The following is a 20,525-nucleotide window of genomic DNA, read 5'->3' as shown; positions in this document are numbered from 1 at the left end:
TGAACTGATATTAATTTAGGGAAGGTACTCTTATATGAAAGGTATTATTCTAGCTGGTGGGTCAGGTACACGCTTGTATCCTTTAACGCGTGCAGCTTCAAAACAGTTGATGCCAATTTACGATAAACCAATGATCTATTATCCATTGTCAACATTGATGTTGGCTGGAATCAAAGATATTTTGATTATTTCAACTCCGCAAGATCTTCCACGTTTTAAGGATATGTTAGGAGATGGTTCTGAACTTGGAATTTCACTTTCATATGCAGAACAACCAAGTCCAGATGGTTTGGCGCAAGCCTTCATCATCGGCGAAGAGTTTATCGGTACGGATAGTGTTGCTCTTATTTTAGGTGATAATATTTACCACGGAAATGGTTTGACCAAGATGTTGCAACGTGCAGCAAGCAAAGAAAAGGGCGCGACTGTCTTTGGTTACCAAGTAAAAGACCCAGAACGCTTTGGTGTTGTCGAGTTTGACGCTGATATGAATGCCATCTCTATCGAAGAAAAACCAGAAGAGCCAAAATCAAACTTTGCTGTTACTGGTCTTTATTTCTATGACAATGATGTTGTGGAGATTGCTAAAAATATTAAACCATCTCCTCGTGGCGAGTTGGAAATCACAGATGTCAACAAGGCTTACTTGGACCGTGGTGACTTGTCTGTGGAACTCATGGGCCGTGGATTTGCCTGGTTAGATACAGGTACGCATGAAAGCCTCTTGGAAGCTGCACAGTACATCGAAACGGTTCAACGTTTGCAAAACGTTCAAGTGGCTAACTTGGAAGAAATTGCTTACCGCATGGGCTACATTACAAAAGAACAAGTACATGAATTGGCACAGCCACTTAAGAAAAATGAATACGGACAATACTTGCTCCGTTTGATTGGAGAAGCCTAATGACAGAAAACTTTTTCGGTAAAACACTAGCAGCTCGCCCAGTTGAAGCTATTCCAGGAATGTTAGAATTCGACATTCCTGTTCATGGCGACAACCGTGGCTGGTTCAAGGAGAACTTCCAAAAGGAAAAAATGTTGCCTCTCGGCTTCCCAGAAAGCTTCTTTGCAGAAGGAAAATTGCAGAATAACGTTTCCTTCTCTCGCAAAAACGTTCTTCGTGGTCTTCACGCAGAGCCTTGGGATAAATACATTTCAGTGGCAGATGGCGGTAAGGTTTTAGGAACTTGGGTTGATCTTCGTGAAGGCGAGACCTTTGGTAATACCTATCAAACCGTTATTGATGCTTCAAAAGGTATCTTTGTCCCACGTGGCGTTGCCAATGGTTTCCAAGTTTTGTCAGACTTCGTGGCTTACAGCTACTTGGTCAACGACTACTGGGCTTTGGAACTCAAGCCTAAGTATGCCTTCGTCAACTACGCTGACCCTAGCCTTGACATCCAGTGGGAAAACCTAGAAGAAGCGGAAGTTTCAGAGGCAGATAAAAACCACCCACTCCTCAAGGACGTTAAGCCTTTGAGAAAAGAGGACCTCTAATGTTTCAAGCCTTTTTGGAAATAGCAGAGCAGTTAAACAAGTTAGGAATCACTCCCTTGTTAATGGGTTCAGTTGGTTTGGAAAGGCGCACAGGGAAGGACTGGCAGGCAGGAGATTTAGATATTCATGTTCCAAGTGATCCACGTGGCTGGGAAGCCCCAGACGACGAACGGATTTACCGTGCAGATGTGTTGATTGCCATGATGAACCAACTCGGCTATGTCCTTGTTGACCGTCACGAACATGAATTTCATAAAGATGGCTTATCTGTTGAATTCGGAGGCCTGTATTCACTGCCTGAATTTGCTGGAGTAGAGCTAGAAGATTTGGAAGAACTAGAAACAGCAGGTGTTCGCTATTACCTACCGACACTTGAACAATACCTAAAAATATATCAAGCCTCCTCCAAAGATTCCTACCGTGCAGAAAACAACAATCAAAAAGACTTTACCAAGATTGCTTACTTGGAAGAAATCTTGAAGTAAAGAAAGCGAGCATAGCGAGCCGCTCCGTGTGTCATCGCCGTAGTGAAGAAGCTCCTTTGCTTTGCTAAGGAGCGGGGGAACCCATGAGACCATGGGCTCATGGGTTAGTAATGAAACACCTTGGTGGTTGCTTACGCCCCCACTACTTAAGATGACACACAAAAAAGAAAAAACTTTTCGGAGAAAAAAATGTCTCAATTTAAAAATATTATCGTAACTGGTGGAGCTGGTTTCATCGGTTCAAACTTTGTACACTATGTTTATAACAATCATCCAGACGTACACGTAACTGTTTTGGATAAACTTACTTATGCAGGAAACAAGGCTAACTTGGAAGCTATTCTTGGTGACCGTGTTGAGCTGGTTGTTGGTGATATTGCTGATGCTGAATTGGTTGACAAATTGGCTGCTAAGGCAGATGCAATCGTTCACTATGCGGCAGAAAGCCACAATGACAACTCCCTCAACGATCCAAGTCCATTCGTCCATACCAACTTTATCGGTACTTACACTCTTCTTGAAGCGGCTCGTAAATATGATATTCGTTTCCACCATGTATCGACTGACGAAGTATATGGCGACCTTCCTTTGCGTGAAGATTTGCCAGGTCATGGTGAGGGTCCAGGTGAGAAATTCACTGCGGAAACCAACTACAACCCATCATCTCCATATTCATCAACTAAGGCTGCTTCAGACTTGATTGTCAAAGCATGGGTGCGTTCATTTGGTGTCAAAGCAACGATTTCAAACTGTTCAAACAACTACGGTCCATACCAACACATCGAGAAATTTATCCCACGCCAAATCACCAACATCTTGGCAGGTATCAAGCCAAAACTATACGGTGAAGGTAAAAACGTCCGTGACTGGATTCATACCAACGACCACTCGACTGGTGTTTGGGCAATCTTGACAAAAGGCCGTATGGGTGAAACGTACCTAATCGGTGCTGACGGTGAGAAGAACAACAAAGAAGTGCTTGAATTGATTCTTGAAAAAATGGGTCAACCAAAAGATGCTTACGATCACGTGACTGACCGTGCAGGACACGATTTGCGCTATGCTATTGACGCAAGCAAGCTTCGTGATGAGCTTGGTTGGACACCACAATTCACAGACTTCTCTCAAGGTTTGGAAGAAACAATCCAGTGGTACACAGACAACCAAGACTGGTGGAAGGCTGAGAAAGAAGCTGTTGAAGCCAACTATGCTAAGACACAGGAAGTTATTAAATAAGACTATTAAAGGCTAGGGCTCTTGCCCAAGCCTTTCTTGAAATAAGGAGTAAATATGATTTTAATTACAGGTGCAAATGGTCAGTTGGGTACAGAGTTGCGTTATCTCTTGGATGAGCGTGGTGTTGAGTACGTTGCCGCTGACGTAGCAGAAATGGACATCACGGATGCAGACAAGGTGGATGCCTTTTTTGCAGAAGTAGAACCAAGCGTTGTTTACCACTGTGCAGCCTACACAGCTGTTGATATGGCTGAAGACGAGGGCAAGGAACTCAACTACAAGATTAACGTAACAGGCTCTGAAAATGTTGCCAAGGCAGCAGCTAAATACGGTGCAACCCTCGTTTATATCTCAACAGACTATGTTTTCAACGGTGATTTGCCAGTCGGTCAAGAGTGGCAAGTAGATGACCAACCAGATCCTCAATCTGAATACGGTCGTACCAAGCGTCTGGGTGAGGAAGCAGTTGAGAAATTCGCAGACAAGTTCTACACTGTTCGTACAGCTTGGGTCTTTGGCAACTATGGTAAAAACTTTGTTTTTACTATGCAAAATCTTGCTCAAACCCGCGATACTTTGACGGTTGTCAATGACCAACACGGTCGCCCAACCTGGACACGCACCCTTGCGGAATTCATGATTCACTTGGTGGACACCAAGCAAGCATTTGGTTACTACCATTTGTCAAACGATGCAGCAGAAGATACGACTTGGTTTGACTTTGCGACAGAAATTCTCAAGGATACCAACACCAAGGTATTGCCAGTGGATTCGAGCCAATTCCCAGCCAAGGCTAAGCGTCCATTCAACTCAACCATGAGCTTGGACAAGGCAAAAGCTACAGGCTTTGTCATCCCAACCTGGCAAGAAGCACTTGAAGCTTTTTATAACCAAACTAAAAAATAAGGAAAGCGAGCATGGACTCGCTTTTTTCATGAAATCCAGTCGAAAATATGGTATAATTATCTGATTACAATTTTTAAGCGAAGGTAATATGAAACATATTTTTATCATTGGAAGTCGAGGACTTCCGGCTAAATACGGTGGTTTTGAGACTTTCGTTGAACAGCTAGTGACCCATCAACAAGATTCGACCATTCAATACCATGTGGCTTGTCTCTCAGACACTGAGCATCAGACACATTTTGATTTTAAAGGGGTTGATTGTTTTACCATTAATCCACCTAAACTCGGTCCAGCTCGTGTAATCGCTTATGATATGCAGGCTATCCACTATGCAATTTCCATTGTTAAAAAACAGGCAATCGATTCTCCTGTTTTCTACATTTTGGGAAATACCATAGGTGGCTTCATCGTTCCCTTTGCTCATATGATTCACTCTGTTGGTGGGAAACTCCTTGTAAACCCTGATGGATTGGAGTGGAAACGTGCTAAATGGCCCAAACCAGTTCAAGCCTACCTGAAATTTTCTGAGAAAATGATGGCACAAAAGGCTGACTTGATTGTTGCTGATAACCAGGGCATTGAAGACTATTTACACCAGGCCTATCCAGGTGTCAAGACCCAGTTCATCGCCTATGGTACCGATCAAACGCCCTCCCAACTCACCTCGGAGTCATCTCAAGTTCGAGAATTGTTTGAACAGTGGGATTTGAAGGAAGGCCAGTATTTCTTAGTGGTCGGTCGATTTGTACCTGAAAATAACTATGAGTGGATTCTTAAGGAGTTTCTACAATCCAAGACACAGATGGATTTAGTGATTGTCTGCAACTACCAAGGATCTGCATATTTTGAAAAGCTAGATGAGAAGACAGGATTCTCAAAAGATAAACGAGTGAAGTTTATTGGTACCATCTATCAGCAAGATCTCTTGAAGTACCTTCGCCAGGCATGTCGTGCATATATACATGGTCACGAGGTCGGAGGAACTAATCCAGGCTTACTAGAGGCCCTTGGCCATACCGAAGAAAACTTGGTATTAGGTGTTGATTTTAATAAAAAAGTCGCCTTAGATACGGTTTACTACTGGGATAAATCCCCATATGAGCTAACAAAATTGATTGACCATATGACTGAATCTAGTGCGCAAAAAGACCGAGGTATTGCTGCCAAAAACTTGATGGCAGAACGATATACTTGGGATATAATTGTGGAACAATACGAGGCTTTATTTCAAGAATGAAAGTAAATATTCTCATGTCCACCTATAATGGTGAACGATTTTTAGCAGAGCAGATTGAGTCTATTTTGGCCCAGACATTCCAAGACTGGAACTTATTGATTCGTGATGATGGTTCAACAGATAAAACCTGTGATATCATTTCATCTTTTTGCGAACAAGATTCTCGCATTCGATTTATCAATAAGGATGTCAAACAAAATCTCGGAGTCATCGCTAGTTTTCACGCAGTTTTGACAGAAGAAGCTGCTGATTATTATTTTTTATGCGACCAGGATGATGTGTGGTTGCCAGATAAGATGCAAGTTTGTCTAGACGAGGCTGTAAAACATCCTCAGGATCTACCTGTGATGGTTTATATGGATCTCAAAGTGGTTGACGAAAACCTGAGAATTTTAAACGAAAGCATGATTCGAAGCCAGTCCCACCATGCCAACACGCAATTGGTCCAAGAATTGACGGAAAATACCGTAACAGGTGGCGTTGCTATGTTCAATCATGCCCTAGCACAACTCTGGCAAGGTGACGAAACGATCATCATGCATGACTGGTACCTAGCCCTCCTCGCCAGCGCCCTCGGTAAACTCATCTATATCGACCAACCTGGCGAACTCTACCGTCAACACGGTAATAATGTATTAGGGGCTAGAACGTTGGGGAAGCGATTTAAAATTTTTAGATTAGGTCCAAGATATATATTTACTCGCTATTGGAAATTAATTCACGATACTCAAAAGCAAGCAAATTATCTTCTTAAATTTTCAGCTCTTCCAAAAGATGCTCGTGAAATGATTGAAAATTTTAGTGATATCGATAAGCAAAGTTTTATAGGACGCTTATCAAGGATTTTGAAATACAAGTATTCTAAAAATCAATGGAAACATATTTTTGTTTTTAGATTTTTGTTACTGACAAATATTTATAACGAAAGAAACAAATGAAAAAAGTTCTAATTATCATTCCAGCTTACAATGAAGAAGGAAGCATCTTAAGAACCGTTCAGTCTATTGAAAGTTTTAAAAAGCGAAATCATCTAGCCTTTCAAATAGACTACTTGGTTATCAATGATGGATCAAAGGATAAGACATCTCAAATTTTAGATGAATATAATTTAAATCATGTGGATTTGGTTCGAAATCTAGGAATTGGCGGAGCTGTACAAACTGGTTATATCTATGCTGAGCGCAACAACTACGATGCTGCAGTTCAGTTTGATGGTGACGGACAGCACGATATTGCCAGTATTGTAAATCTAGTTACTCCTGTCCTAGATGGCAGTTGTGATTTTGTTATTGGTTCTCGTTTTGTGGACAAATCCAAAGAAAATTTTCAGTCAACAGCTATGCGTCGTATGGGGATTAATCTGATTTCCAACTTGATTAAGTTGACAACACATAAGCGAATCTATGATACCACTAGCGGTTATCGTGTGGCCAATAAAGAAATTGTTTCTTACTTTGCTAAACGTTATCCAGTTGCTTATCCTGAGCCTGAGACGATTGTTCGAATTCTAAAAAAAGGCTATAGTGTTGAAGAAATTCCTGCCAACATGTTTGAACGAACAGAAGGAGTCTCTAGCATTAGCGCCTTAAAATCTATTACCTATATGGTTGATGTACTGTTATCAATCATCATGGCAGCTTATATGAAGGAGAATTAACATGAGTTTACTGTTACAAGTAGAGATGATTGTTCTAGCGGTATTGCTGATGTTTTTCATTGTCCGAATGGTCAATCGCCATTCCTTTTCAGTAAAAAAAGCGTTACCGTGGCTCTTGATTGGTCTGATACTCATCTTTATCAGTATTTTTCCGACAAGTGTTGCCTACGTTGCTCACAAAATAGGCTTTGGATTTACAATTAATTTTTTGCTCTTCTCTGCATTAGTTTTTCTATTTTTCTTAGAAATTAGTGATACGACTCATTCTGCTCAGCGGGAACAAGAAATTAAAACCTTAATACAGGAAGTTTCCCTCCTCAAAAAAGAATTACATGAACGAGACAAAGATGGTAAATAAGAAAAAAATGGCGTTTATCGCTCTAATTTTGGGATTGTTTTTACCAATGCCAGCAGCACAGGCCAAAGTACAAAATCAAACTTCACAAGTTAGTGCCTATTACTATTATAATAACAATCCTATTTATAGTATTCAAATTCAGGCGACGAATTATCAAATTGCCTTTGAAAAAATCCAATCTGGTACGTTTGAGAATAATGAACTTGACCACTATACTGTAGACGATTTCAAAAAACTTTATGAAGTTAATGGGAAGATAATTCGATTATCAGACACACTTGTGTTTGGAGAGGGAGTTGAACTCACCGAAGAGGAGAGTAAGGCTGTGTTGGAAGTTTTGTATAGAGACAACCGGCCCTTTCTAAATGTACTTAACGAGTTTCAAATGCAAGTTCCTCTTCATATTCCAGAAAATGCTCGATACCGGTTTACTTCAGAGGAGGGGCTATCTATTGCAGAACTTAAACAAGGATGGACGATTTTCCAAAACTCAAATGATAATAGCTTTGAAGTAATCAAACTTGATGATAAAGAAGAGACAGTACATTTAGGGAATACGCTCATTGACCAAGGGAATATCACTGTAGATGCAACTGAAATTGATGGATATCATACAGCTGATATTGGGGAAAGCGTGACCTATAAAATTCCGTTAGAAAGTATTTCCTCTCTTGAACTCGAAGTATCTCCAAATTTTATTATTGATGAGATCAATGCACCATTTACTGAAGAAGTTCATTTTGTACGTGAAAAAAAGGGGCAGGATGGGACATTGGTGAATATTGAGCCTTTACCTGAAAATGTAAGCTTAGATGGTGAGATTTTTAAACTTTCAAAACGATACATTGAGACTGATGAACAAGAATTTGAAACTGCCTTATCTAAGTTACAATCGATAAAAAAAATAAAGGTTGATATTAATAGTAGATCTGATGAATTTATAACAGTTACAGGACATGTTGTATCTACAGCTTCGTATCTTATTGATATTTATCAATCCGATACAGAGGAAGAAAAAAGGTTTACTAAGAATTTAGTTGTTGAAAATCAAAATAATCGTCAAGGTATTTATGTCATAGCGGATGGAAAATATCTGTTGACTCCACAAGTTTATAGTAACAACGTTAACTTTGTTATGACAGATGGGAACAGTCACCAGCTGTTGACGGGCGCAGAGTATATTCTTGGACGCTTTGATAAATCAGGTCAAGTATATATTTTGAATTACAATTCTGAAAAACAGATAATCTGGGAGAAATCAGGACTTGAAAAAGAGAGGTTAGTAGAGGCTGAGTCGAATTTTACTATTTCAGGCAATCAAGTTATTTACTTGGATGGCTACAAGTCTGTTCTGCCATTTAACGAAAAAATCTGGGCATATGATGAAAGTAATCAAACAAAGAGTAATGAGGCCTTATTCAAATTGCGAGGTCTATCTAGTGAATACACCTATTTTTTAAAGCAAGTCAAAGTACCTGAGGGATATGCTACGGCCACTGATGTTCAATTATTTAAAGTAGCTAAGGATAGTGAATCAAAAGCACAGTTTGGAGATTATCAGGTTAATGGATTTATCCTTGATTTAGATTATGGAAAAATGGAGTATAATGCATTACAGATTCTCAAGGAAGGTCAGAATGCAACTTTGCTGCCCAACCCATACTGGATGGCATTGATTTTTATAGTGGTAACAATTTTGGTGGTAGCTGTTATTGCCTACCTTGTGATTAGGAAAGGATAGAAAATGATTCGTGTAACCATTGCCATGTCAACTTACAATGGTCAAGAATTTTTAAAAGAACAGCTAGATAGTATTGTCCAGCAAACGATTCTAGACAATCCAGAAGTATCTGTTACTTTTCTCGTTCGAGATGATGGGTCAAGTGATAATACGTTGGCAATTTTGAACGAATATGCTGGTAAGCATCCAAGACTATTATGGAATATTATTTCTGGTAAGAATATAGGCTGGAAAAAATCCTTTATAGCTCTAATGGAGGCTGTTTCAAGTGACTTTGTATTTCTATGTGATCAGGATGATATTTGGAACTTGAATAAGTGTCAAGTCATGCTAGATACCATGCAAAGTAATCCTCAAATCGAGGTGCTTATGCATCGCATCGAATATTATTACACTTCAGATGTCGGTGTTAAAAAGATTTTGAACGATTCTTATGAAAAATTAGGAATTTCTAAGAATGATGGTGAGATTGAAAAGGTTCCTCAGGCAGCTCATTTTTCACATCATCCTTTTCTAGGGTGTTGCTTCTTGTTTACGGATACCATTCGTCAAGAATTTTTAAAAGTGCAGTCTCATCGAGATAATTCGATTGCGCATGATGTGGGCTTGTTTATTTTGGGATCCGCTCGTAATAGTACTTACTATCTTAATAGACAATTAATTAAATATCGTCAACATTCAAGTAATGCTACAAGTGTTCAAAAGACTCCAAGTATTATTCAACAAGTAAAAAATCAGAAAAAAACAACAAAGATTTTTTATGAAAACCTAATGACAGTCCTAACTAGTATTCAAGAACTCACATCTAATTCTAGTATCAAAACAGATGCAAGACAGATGTACTTAAGGATTGAGAAAGAGTACAAAGCTCTTATCCATCGTAGAGGTCTGCAATTTACAAAACTAAAAAGAGGAGAATTCGGATTTAATAAGTTGATGTTGATTGACATTCTTGTTGCTCTAATCTAGTCTATCCGAAAATAAATTCATGCGTCAAATAAGTCAAGCAGAAATGCGTCAGATTCAACTCGATATGCTATCATACATTGATCTGGTTGCTAGGGACAACCAGATAGAATATTCTCTTGGTGGGGGGAGTCTTCTTGGAGCTATGCGTCACAAAGGTTTTATTCCTTGGGATGATGATATTGATTTAATGCTGGAACGTAGTCACTATGAACGGCTAATGAAGGTTCTTGCTGAAGATAATAATCCTGATTTTAAATTGCTACACCATTCGAGAGAGCGTAATCTCTGGCCTTTTGCAAAGCTTTATCATAGCAAGTCTTGTTATATTAGTAAGACTGACCGTATTCACCCATGGACAGGATTATTTATTGATATCTTCCCAATTGATAAATTGCCAGATAGTCAAGAAGAACGCAACCGCTTTTTCAAAAAAGTAAGGTCAGCAGCAGAGAATCTTAAGTGTACGACCTTTCCCAATTTTGCTAGCGGTTCAAACTATCTTTTCGCTTTTGCTCGCCTGATTTTAGGTATGCCTCGTTTTGCTCTTTATCACGGTAAAGCTAAGCAAAAAGCAGAGCAAGTGGATAAAGTGATGTCAACTTATAATGCAACAAGCGCAAAATACAGAGGGTACACAGATTCACGCTATCGATTGAAAGAATGTTTCCCAGCTGAAATCTTTGATACATATGAAGATATCATTTTTGAGTATCTGACTGTTCGTAAAATAAAAAATGAAAAAGTGTACCTCAATCAGCTCTATGGAGCTTCCTACATGGAATTGCCGCCAGAGAATAAACGTGAAAGTCACGATTATTATACATGGTATTGGAAGGAGTAGTCATGAATATTGGTGTTATTTTTGCCGGGGGTGTTGGCTCACGTATGCAATCAAAAGGTTTGCCTAAGCAATTTTTAGAAGTTCATGGCAAACCAATTATTGTTCACACTATTGAACTTTTTGAAAATCACCCTGAGATTGATGCCATTGTAGTGGTTTGTGTGGCTGATTGGTTGGATTACATGGAGCGATTGGTGACCAAGTTTTCTTTGACAAAGGTCAAAGCAGTTGTTTCAGGTGGAGAAACGGGCCAAATGTCTATTTTCAATGGTCTTGAGGCTGCTGAGAATGTGGTTGGTGATGAAGAATCTATTGTTCTTATTCATGATGGTGTGCGTCCTCTTATTAATGCTCAGACTATTTCTGATAATATCGCTACAGTGAAAGGATATGGCTCTGCAATTACTTCTGTACCTGCAAAAGAAACGGTTGTTTTAATTGATGCTGACAACAATATCGATGAAGTAGTTGATAGAACGCGCTCTTTTATTGCAAAGGCACCGCAGAGTTTCTATTTAAAGGATATCCTTGAGGTGCAACGCGATGCTATCACTAAAGGAATTACTAATGCGATTGACTCAAGCACTCTGATGGGAATGTATAATCGCAAGTTGAAAATTGTTGAGGGTCCTTTTGAGAACATAAAAATCACGACTCCAGACGATTTTTATACCTTCAAAGCACTTCATGATGCTAAAGAAAACGCACAAATTTTTGGGTTGTAAATGATGATTTCATATAAAAATACGATTGTTCAAGATGATATAAATCGAATTCTGGACGATAAGGCGATTGCCTGGGATAAGTTAAAAGGAAAAACGGTGCTTATTACTGGTGCTAACAGTATGTTAGCAACATACATGATTTACGCATTAGTAGCACTCAATGAACAAAAAAATAGCCAAACCAAGGTTGTTACTACAGCTCGAAATATTGAAAAGGCCACGTTGAGGTTTGCTGATGTGTTAGGTCACGATTATTTTGAATTGTTGGAACATGATGTTACAAAACAATTTGTTTATGAGGCAGAGATTGATTATATTGTACATGCTGCTAGCAATGCCAGTCCGCACTTTATTCTCAATGATCCAGTCGGTATCATTGAGGCTAATACGATTGGAACGCTTCATCTATTGAATTTTGCGCGGGAGAAAAAGTTAACGAATTTTTTATTTTTATCTACTCGTGAAATTTATGGAAAACCGATTGCTGAAACAATCAATGAGGAAGCCTATGGTGCTTTTGATATTTTAGAAAGTAGAGCTTGTTACCCAGAAAGTAAGCGGATGGCTGAGACTCTTCTTCGTTCATATTACGATCAGTATGGGGTGCCGTTTACTGTGGCTCGAATTGCACATTCGTACGGTCCTGGCATGGAAACGGTTAATGATGGTCGCATTATGAGCGATCTCATCAATAATGTTCTCAAAAATGAAGATATTATTCTAAAAAGTGATGGTACTGCTGAGCGTGCATTTTGTTATTTGTCTGATGCTGTGGCAGGACTTTTTGTGATCATGCTAAATGGTGAGCTCACACAGGCCTATAATGTAGCAAATGAAGATAGACCTATTATGATACGTGAGCTAGCGCAGCTTTTAGTTCAACTTTTTCCAGAAAAAGCTATGAAAGTTGTTTTTAATATTCCAAAAGAAATGAGTGCTGGTTATAGCAAGATGGGGGATAGCCATTTGGATACTGGTAAAATTGAAAATTTGGGTTGGACAAAGCAAGTTCCTCTTGAAGTGGGACTTATTAAGACTGTTCGAAGTTTTGAGGAATAAAAATGGTAAAAACAGCAGTTTTGATGGCTACCTATAATGGCAGTCAGTTTATTGAGAAACAATTAGATTCAATTCGCAAGCAAACTCTGGTTCCAGATTATGTCCTAATGCGGGATGATTGTTCGACAGACGACACGGTAGAAGTTGTAAAAAATTATATCCAGAAATATAATTTATCTGGCTGGTCAATACAGAGGAACGCCAGCAATTTAGGTTGGCGTCTAAACTTTCGCCAGTTGATGTTAGATGTTGTTTCCTATGGTGTTGACTATGTTTTTTTCTCAGATCAAGACGATATATGGTATTTAGACAAAAATGAACGACAAGTTATAGTCATGGAAGAGCGACAAGATATTGATTTGTTAAGTGCAGATATTGATATAGAGGTTCGTTCCGATCGGGCAACGGTTCCAGATCAGTTCCAATTTGATGAGCAGCAACAGGTATCACCCTATCCTAATATTCTCACCTATAGAACTTACCGTCCGGGTTGGACATTCTGTTTACGGAAAATATTTTCTGACATTGTAGTAAGCTCCTGGAAGGAGGGAGATCAGATTTCTCATGATAATCTGACTTCAATTGCGGCAGCAATGACTGATCGGGCGGCTAACATGAACGTTAAAGTTGGGAGCCATATTCGATATGAAAACAATGCGAGCGGAAATAAGAAATATGTCTTTACGATTAAATCTTCAAAACAGAAACACATAGATGGACTTTATGTTTTTTATCGCTTTTATGAAGTTATTGCACAAGTAGCAAGTTATTACAGGCATGATAATAGTAAGATTTTGAATGAAGTTAGTGAGTTTTACAAAGAGCGATATGAAGTGGCGCACTCTAATAAAGTAATGGAAAATCTCTTCTTTGTTATTTTTCACTTATCATATTATGAAAATATGAATGCAGTAGCGAGAGACTTGATTTTTTCATTTAAAAAGTAAGGAATTATGGTAAAAACAGCAGTTTTGATGGCTACCTATAATGGCAGTCAGTTTATTGAGAAACAATTAGATTCAATACGCAAGCAAACTCTGGCTCCAGATTATGTCTTAATGCGGGACGATTGTTCGACAGACGACACGGTAGAAGTTGTAAAAAATTATATTCAGAGATATAATTTATCAGGTTGGTCAATTCAGAAAAATAACTTCAATTTAGGTTGGCGCCGAAATTTTCGTCAGTTGATGCTAGATATTGTTGTCTATGATGTTGACTATGTTTTTTTCTCAGATCAGGACGATATATGGTATTTAGACAAAAATGAACGACAAGTTACAGTCATGGAAGAACGTGCAGACATTGACTTATTAAGTTCAGATATTGATATTGAAATTACTGGACAAGAGGCAACTGTCCCTAAAAATTTTGAATTTGTTGATAGGGAAAACAAACTTTCACAATATCCAAAAGATTTTTCTTATCATAATTACCGTCAGGGTTGGACTTTTTGTCTCCGAAAAACTTTTCTTGATATTGTTGTTAAATACTATACCGAAGAGTTGATAACCTCACATGATAATTTAATGGCTGGTATCTCAGGGATTTTGGAAACAGGTTATAATCTGAATCAACCGGTTGGACTTCATATTCGTCACGGTGGAAATGCTAGTGGAAATATTCTTGGTCTACATAGTAATTATGACAGACATATCGCTGAGCTTCATATTGTAAAAAGTTATTATCAAGTACTTGTCTCAGTCCTAAAAGAAAAAAAAAGCTTAGCTTTATCCAGGGCACAAGCCTATTTGGATTTTAACCGTAGACGCTTGACAAATGCAAAGCAGAAGAAATTTTTTGCAACTTTAACACAGATGGTGACGGATGGAAACTATTACGACAGTCTGACAAATCGCTTACGCGATGCTATTTTCTTATTTAAAAAATAATATGGAGTTAGAATGAAAAAATTGATGCAGGTCTTTGAACCAAAGCATATTCATAAAACATATCTGGTTTTGGCTTTGACCATAGGTACCATTTTCAGCCTTTTCATGCCCTTTTTTAATGAACCAGATGGACAATATCATTTGGCAGTTTCAGGGAAAGTTGTTAATAATATTATTGATACTTCAAGATACGGAGAGTATAGGATTGACTCTGGTATGGCAAGACAGGGGAGTTCTTATAAAAATGGAACGCGTTTTGAAAAGTACTACCTGAATAAAGCAGTCTTTATAGAAGATAGCGATATGCCACGTGACATTAGATACAGCTATCTTGACTTTACTTTCTGGGGGCACTTTGTGCCGGGGATTGGACTTCTTATCGGTAAATACATATACCCTTCTATGGGAGTTATGATTACTATAGCTAGGCTTTTATCTGTGATAGTGAATAGTATACTAATAGGTCTCATTATAAAAAAAGCCAAATTTGGGAAGTTGATTTATTTTGCTATTTTCTTAAGTCCTGTGGCATTAAACTCTTTTGCAAGTCTTTCCTATGATTCTACAGGATATGTTGCGGTTGCATTTCTCTTGATGGTGGTCTTCAATACTATAGCTGAACAGAGAATTACTCGTCAGAATCGCAACAAATTTTTATTGGGCTGTTTCTTTATTATTACAGCTTCCAAATGGAACTATTGGCTTCTAATTGCTTTGTGGCCGATTTTAGAATTGAGTTTTACGGAATCGTTTGATAAAATCCGTCAGAAAATCATACAGTCAGGACAAAAAATAGTTTTACGTAAACGAAATATTGTTTTTTCAACTTTGGCAGTATTAGGAATAGGTTTTATTGTGGCTATTTTTCTAACACGGAATCATGGCGGTTTATTTTACGTTATTCAACGCTATTTGATGACTTTTGGTTACAATTATGCAGGTCTTGATTTACTTTCTAATGATATCACTTCTTGGTTAGCAGCTCCATATCCTAGCCAGAACTATATACCGATTTGGGTATCAGCTGTCTGGTATTTAATGATTTTTCTTGTTATTTTTTCAGAACAAAAATTTGTTAAAATTAAGTACCTAGGATATGTTGCCTTTTTATTCTTTACGATAGGTGTTTTAGGTGTTTATTACACAATGCTTGGCTATAACGGTGCTAGAACGAGTTATATTGAAGGAGTTCAAGGTCGCTATTTCACACCAACCTTGTTACTCTTGCAGTTGTTGGGGTCGGCTGTGATGCCACAATTAAATCGTTCGGCACGTCAGGTTGTACCGGTCTTTGTGACCCTATTGGTTATTGTTTCAAATGTCTTATTGATTTTTGATACGACCATTGGACTTATAATGAGGTAAGTATGAAATTAGTTAAAAATATAATTTATAATGCCTCATATCAAATTTTGGCATTATTATTGCCACTGATTACAACACCTTATGTTGCAAGAGTTCTATCTCCAGAAGGAATTGGAATCAATGCATATACTGGATCCATAGTTACTTATTTTACATTGGCTGCAGCGCTTGGAGTTGGCCTTTATGGGAATCGTGAAATTGCGTATGTTCAAAGAGATAGAGAGAAGCGTAGCAGAGTTTTTTGGGAATTGGTTTTTCTAAAATTTGCCTCAACTGCAGCCTCTAGTCTGGTGTTTCTAGTATTGGTTATAGCTAGTAACAAATGGAAATTTTATTTTCTTATTCAAGGACTTAATCTTTTATCTGTTGCAACGGATATTTCCTGGTATTACACTGGTCGGGAAGATTTCAAGAGAATTGTTGTTAGAAATACAATTGTTAGACTAACGACAGTGGTTCTGACTTTCTTACTTGTTAAGACCGCAGAAGATCTCTGGATTTACATGGCTTTAATTGCTGGTTCTACTGTTCTAGGAAATTTAACAGTGTGGCCTTATCTAAAGACAGAGGTTATATGGCTTCCGCTGAGGGAACTCAATATATGGAGACACTTCCTACCAACCTTAGGTCTTTTCTTGCCTCAAATTACCATGCAAATTTATTTATCTCTCAATAAAAGTATGTTAGGTTTGATGGATACTGTCGTCAGTGCAGGATATTTTGATCAGTCAGATAAGATTGTGAGAATTATGTTCACTTTGGTAGCTTCTATTGGTGGAGTTTTTCTTCCTCGATTATCAGCACTCTTTTCGGAAAATAAAAGAGAGGATGCCAGAAGTCTTTTGCTGAAGTTGATTGACCTTAGTAATGCGATTTCAATGCTCTTGATTGCAGGATTAGTAGCTGTTTCTGGGACTTTTGCTACGTACTTTTTTGGTAATGAATACGGCCCTGTTGCTTCTTTGATGCAAGTTCAATCATTAATGATTATTCTCATTTCTTACGGAAATGCTTTAGGGACACAATATCTCCTAGCTTCCAAGAGAACTAAAGACTATACCATTTCGGCTGTTGCAGGATTGGTGACAAATATTATTTTAAATATAATTTTGATTCCAAGAATGAGCGCCATGGGTGCAGTAATTTCAACAGTTCTCACTGAGTTAGTTGTGTCTGGTTATCAAGCTTATTCCCTCAGAGATGTCTTTAGTTTCAGAGAATTGACAAATGGTATGTGGAAATACAGTCTATCCGCATTTGTAACAATGGGTGTTGTTCACTATTTGAATAGTCATATGTCTGTCAATCTATTGCACTATACCTTACAAGCGGTTCTAGGTGCTACAATTTATATATGTATGGTGCTTCTATTAAAAGCACCAGTTATTACGTTAGTAAAGGATTTTAAACGATGAAATTTTTGGCAGGAATTGTGACCTTTAATCCTGAAATGGAGCGTCTGAGAAAAAATGTAGAAGCAGTCATTTCTCAAGTTGATAAATTAGTTATTGTCGATAATGGTTCAGATAATCTATCACTCCTCCAGACTACTTTTTCGGAAGTGGAAGTCATTCCTTTGCACTCGAACAAGGGGATTGCCGCTGCTTTAAATATTATCGGTCAATATGCTATTGATAATCATTACAATTGGTTTTTGACTTTGGATCAAGATACGGTTATTAATGATGATTTAATGCAGATTTATATGCCATATTTGGATTTACCTCAAGTAGGAACATTATCCTGTTTATATCGAGATTTGAATCAGGAAGATTCAAGAATCTATAGTGATAAATTTGAGGAGGTTTCATGTGTGATCACCTCGGCTGCCTTGATGAAAACGTCAGTTTTTGAAATCTCCAAGCGTTTTGATGAATGGATGTTTATTGATATGGTGGATTACGATATTAACTTTGAGTTTCAACGTCTTGGTTATAAAGTTTATAGGGTCAATCAAATTGGATTTATCCATGAAATAGGTGAAGCTAAGAAAATAAATTTCTTAGGTAGAACAGCCTATACCTCTAATCACTCTGCACTTCGAAAATATTATCGCGTTAGAAATAGTGTTTATTTATATAAAAAATATGGGAAAAATGCTACAACAAAATCTTTTTTAGTTCAATGCCGTGATGAGTTTATTAAAATTTTTCTTTATGAAAATCAGAAATGGCAAAAATTGTCAGCTATGGTTCGTGGTTTGATTGACGGTTTAAAAGTAAAGGTTGAAAAAAATGTCTAACCAAAAAACAATTGTTTTTTTTTCAGGGTACTATCTGCCTTTTTTAGGAGGTATTGAGCGTTATACTGATAAGTTGACGGAGGAACTGACAAAGATGGGATACCGCATCATCATGGTGACTAGTAAGCATGATGAGAGTTTAGCTGACAGGGAGGAAATGCTTGACGGCCGTGTGATTTATCGCCTACCTGTTAAGAAACTTTTCAAGCAACGTTATCCTATTTTAGATATTAACGCTACCTATCGCCAGTTGATGACTGCTTTGTCAGAGGAAGAGATTGACTATGTTATCTGCAATACCCGATTTCACCTCACAACTCTTGCGGGACTTCGTTTTGCTAAAAAGAGCGGTATTCCTAGCTTAGTCATTGAACATGGATCGAGTCATTTTACGGTAAATAACCGTTTTCTTGATTTCTTTGGTGCTATCTATGAGCATGTGCTAACTGCCTATGTGAAACAATTGACCAAGTATTTTTATGCAGTTTCAGAGCGCTCTACTCAATGGTTGATGCATTTTGGGATAGAAGCTGAAGGGGTGATTTATAATTCGGTGTCAGCTGACCTTGCTCTTAATTTTTCAGAAAGTTATTTGCTGGACAAGTCTGAGGATGAAATTTTTGTCACTTATGCTGGACGCTTGCTTAAAGAAAAAGGAATAGAAGTTCTTTTGGAAGCTTTCGAACTTAATCAGTTTCCGGATACAGTTAAGTTGAATATCGCTGGAGACGGTCCCTTGTTTGAGGAGTTGATAGCACAATATGAATCAGACCGTATTCGTTTTCTTGGGAAATGTGATTTTAAGGACACTATGTCTTTGATGGCGCAGACGGATATTTTTGTCTATCCGTCAATGTATCCAGAAGGATTACCGACTTCTATCCTAGAAGCTGGTATGTTAAGTTCTGCCATAATTGCTACTGATAGGGGTGGAACTATCGAAGTCATCAATTGCGATGATTTGGGAGTTATCATTGAAGAAAATGTGCAATCTTTAGCAGAGGCTTTGAAGGATTTGGTAACTGATGAGACTAAAAGGCTAGCTTTACAAGTTAATATCCATAAACGGATTTTAGAGAATTTTACTTGGACACAAACAGCTAAGCACGTGGAGAGTATATTGAAAGGTATGCGATGAAGGTATAAAAAGATGTTCTGGAATAACCAAATAATGAAGTATATTGAAAAAACATTCCAAAGTCAATTAACGCTCTCTATCAACTGTAATTAGATAAGCAAAACTTAACATTTTGAGAGGACCCATTTGGTCTTCTCTTTTTAATAGTTGGGGCAATCAAAATCCGTTTTTTACACTTTTGGAATTTACTGAAACTATAGGCATTGTGTTTAAAGACTTTGATAAGGCTGTTAGTAGCATATAATTTTGTGTTGATATTAGGGAATTCAATGGAGTTTTAAATCTTGTCTTTATCCCATAGATAGAAATGTCTTAAATATCTTCTGAAATATAGAATTAACCAAGGTCATTTTCTGTTCGATGATGGAAAAGAAGTGTTTTGATTTCTTTTCTCGGTAATGAAATAAGTGTAACTGGCAACGTTCTTAATACTATTGAAACTCATCTGAAGAGGAGTAGAGATTTTCTAGGATTTCAAGTGCACTCGCAACATAGAACGATAAAATTGTCTATTACTGTGCTTGTGGCAATCCCATTGTATTAAAGTTTAAGTGTTATATTCGTGAGATTTTTATCGAATTGATTCAAGATTTTGATCCGAATACGGTTAACGTGACTGAGATTCTACACGATGTGGAAACGGTGTAGAATAACTTTAGTGTTAGGTGATGGTTATTTATCCAATTTGTAGTAGGTGCAAAATTCTGACTTTGCTCGATTTCTTACCTTTTTAGTAGGGGTTAGAGAGTGGTTTCAGCTAATTAATTTGGCTCTTCTATCAGGGAGATTGATGATATCTAGGGAGTTGAAACTTTGTACAATTAAATTTATTTTTCTTCATTCTTTGCATTTGAATAGATGCTTTGGGAGGAGAATAAGTAGCGCGAAGCTAGCGGATTCTAGGTGATAGTCAATGTAATCCAAGTGAATGAGTGCTCATGCTATATTCATCAATGGTGATTCTTTGTCTCTAATTCTGAGGAAATTTTGGATAGAATCTTCGCTTTTCAATTAATAAGTTCAAGACTCACCTCCTTGATTCTCGTGTTATCTCCATAGGAGTTTTTCTAATGTGAGTATATTAGCGAGGGAGTTTTTTACTCTCAAAAAGCAACAAATAACAAATATGGAAATTTTTCAAAAAATTCTGTTGTGCGGCTATTGCTTTTATTTGCTA

General features: G+C 37.8%; 20 protein-coding genes. All 20 read left to right on the top strand.

What is annotated here, in order from left to right; translation table 11 throughout:
* Positions 1-34 precede the first annotated feature (34 nt).
* The 20 genes from rfbA to PXH68_RS05325 all read left to right on the top strand — a co-directional run bounded on the left by rfbA (position 35) and on the right by PXH68_RS05325 (position 19,348).
* Positions 35-904, top strand: a complete 870-nt coding sequence (gene rfbA / locus PXH68_RS05420; RefSeq protein WP_158455261.1) for a glucose-1-phosphate thymidylyltransferase RfbA — start codon at positions 35-37, stop codon at positions 902-904.
* A complete protein-coding gene (locus PXH68_RS05415) occupies positions 904-1,497 on the top strand; it encodes a dTDP-4-dehydrorhamnose 3,5-epimerase family protein (protein WP_002937119.1) in 594 nt (197 codons plus the stop codon). Before rfbA ends, PXH68_RS05415 begins: the two co-directional genes overlap by 1 nt.
* Complete coding sequence (locus PXH68_RS05410) at positions 1,497-1,982, top strand: phosphoribosylanthranilate isomerase (protein WP_248028503.1); 486 nt, start codon at positions 1,497-1,499, stop codon at positions 1,980-1,982. Before PXH68_RS05415 ends, PXH68_RS05410 begins: the two co-directional genes overlap by 1 nt.
* A gap of 189 nt (positions 1,983-2,171) precedes the next feature.
* The gene (gene rfbB, locus PXH68_RS05405; RefSeq protein ID WP_248028504.1) at positions 2,172-3,218 is read left to right on the top strand and encodes a dTDP-glucose 4,6-dehydratase; all 1,047 of its coding nucleotides are present in this window, start codon (positions 2,172-2,174) and stop codon (positions 3,216-3,218) included.
* Positions 3,219-3,272: 54 nt separating this feature from the next.
* Entirely contained in the window at positions 3,273-4,124 is an 852-nt protein-coding gene (gene rfbD / locus PXH68_RS05400) for a dTDP-4-dehydrorhamnose reductase (RefSeq protein WP_248028505.1), read from the top strand.
* A gap of 88 nt (positions 4,125-4,212) precedes the next feature.
* The gene (gene cps2T / locus PXH68_RS05395; RefSeq protein ID WP_248028506.1) at positions 4,213-5,361 is read left to right on the top strand and encodes a beta 1-4 rhamnosyltransferase Cps2T; all 1,149 of its coding nucleotides are present in this window, start codon (positions 4,213-4,215) and stop codon (positions 5,359-5,361) included.
* Positions 5,358-6,299: a glycosyltransferase family 2 protein gene (locus tag PXH68_RS05390; protein WP_248028507.1), complete on the top strand. Its 942-nt coding sequence runs from the start codon at positions 5,358-5,360 to the stop codon at positions 6,297-6,299. Before cps2T ends, PXH68_RS05390 begins: the two co-directional genes overlap by 4 nt.
* Complete coding sequence (locus tag PXH68_RS05385; protein WP_248028508.1) at positions 6,296-7,018, top strand: glycosyltransferase family 2 protein; 723 nt, start codon at positions 6,296-6,298, stop codon at positions 7,016-7,018. Before PXH68_RS05390 ends, PXH68_RS05385 begins: the two co-directional genes overlap by 4 nt.
* 1 nt (position 7,019) lies before the next feature.
* On the top strand, positions 7,020-7,376 hold the full coding sequence (locus PXH68_RS05380) for a DUF2304 domain-containing protein (RefSeq protein ID WP_158455249.1): 357 nt from the start codon (positions 7,020-7,022) through the stop codon (positions 7,374-7,376).
* Complete coding sequence (locus PXH68_RS05375) at positions 7,366-9,117, top strand: hypothetical protein (protein ID WP_248028509.1); 1,752 nt, start codon at positions 7,366-7,368, stop codon at positions 9,115-9,117. The genes PXH68_RS05380 and PXH68_RS05375 overlap by 11 nt, the downstream gene beginning before the upstream one ends.
* Positions 9,118-9,120: 3 nt before the next feature.
* Positions 9,121-10,086, top strand: coding sequence for a glycosyltransferase (locus tag PXH68_RS05370; protein ID WP_248028510.1), 966 nt, complete (start codon positions 9,121-9,123; stop codon positions 10,084-10,086).
* Positions 10,087-10,105: 19 nt separating this feature from the next.
* The gene (locus PXH68_RS05365; RefSeq protein ID WP_248028511.1) at positions 10,106-10,927 is read left to right on the top strand and encodes a LicD family protein; all 822 of its coding nucleotides are present in this window, start codon (positions 10,106-10,108) and stop codon (positions 10,925-10,927) included.
* Positions 10,928-10,929: 2 nt separating this feature from the next.
* Positions 10,930-11,652, top strand: a complete 723-nt coding sequence (locus PXH68_RS05360; protein ID WP_248028512.1) for an IspD/TarI family cytidylyltransferase — start codon at positions 10,930-10,932, stop codon at positions 11,650-11,652.
* Complete coding sequence (locus PXH68_RS05355; RefSeq protein ID WP_158455239.1) at positions 11,653-12,711, top strand: NAD-dependent epimerase/dehydratase family protein; 1,059 nt, start codon at positions 11,653-11,655, stop codon at positions 12,709-12,711. It begins immediately after the preceding gene.
* A gap of 2 nt (positions 12,712-12,713) precedes the next feature.
* Positions 12,714-13,658 carry a glycosyltransferase gene (locus PXH68_RS05350; protein WP_248028513.1) on the top strand — a complete coding sequence of 315 codons (945 nt, stop codon included), beginning with the start codon at positions 12,714-12,716 and terminating at the stop codon, positions 13,656-13,658.
* A 6-nt stretch (positions 13,659-13,664) separates the two neighbouring features.
* Complete coding sequence (locus tag PXH68_RS05345) at positions 13,665-14,603, top strand: glycosyltransferase (protein ID WP_158455235.1); 939 nt, start codon at positions 13,665-13,667, stop codon at positions 14,601-14,603.
* Between the two features lie 12 nt (positions 14,604-14,615).
* Entirely contained in the window at positions 14,616-15,968 is a 1,353-nt protein-coding gene (locus PXH68_RS05340; protein ID WP_248028514.1) for a DUF2142 domain-containing protein, read from the top strand.
* 2 nt (positions 15,969-15,970) lie between these two features.
* Complete coding sequence (locus tag PXH68_RS05335) at positions 15,971-17,383, top strand: oligosaccharide flippase family protein (RefSeq protein WP_205031634.1); 1,413 nt, start codon at positions 15,971-15,973, stop codon at positions 17,381-17,383.
* A complete protein-coding gene (locus PXH68_RS05330) occupies positions 17,380-18,210 on the top strand; it encodes a glycosyltransferase (RefSeq protein WP_158455229.1) in 831 nt (276 codons plus the stop codon). The genes PXH68_RS05335 and PXH68_RS05330 overlap by 4 nt, the downstream gene beginning before the upstream one ends.
* On the top strand, positions 18,203-19,348 hold the full coding sequence (locus PXH68_RS05325) for a glycosyltransferase family 4 protein (protein ID WP_158455227.1): 1,146 nt from the start codon (positions 18,203-18,205) through the stop codon (positions 19,346-19,348). The genes PXH68_RS05330 and PXH68_RS05325 overlap by 8 nt, the downstream gene beginning before the upstream one ends.
* Positions 19,349-20,525: the final 1,177 nt, after the last annotated feature.

This window comes from Streptococcus sp. 29896, from assembly GCF_032594915.1.
Lineage (GTDB): Bacteria > Bacillota > Bacilli > Lactobacillales > Streptococcaceae > Streptococcus > Streptococcus suivaginalis.
This window is presented reverse-complemented; position numbering and strand designations above follow the sequence as displayed.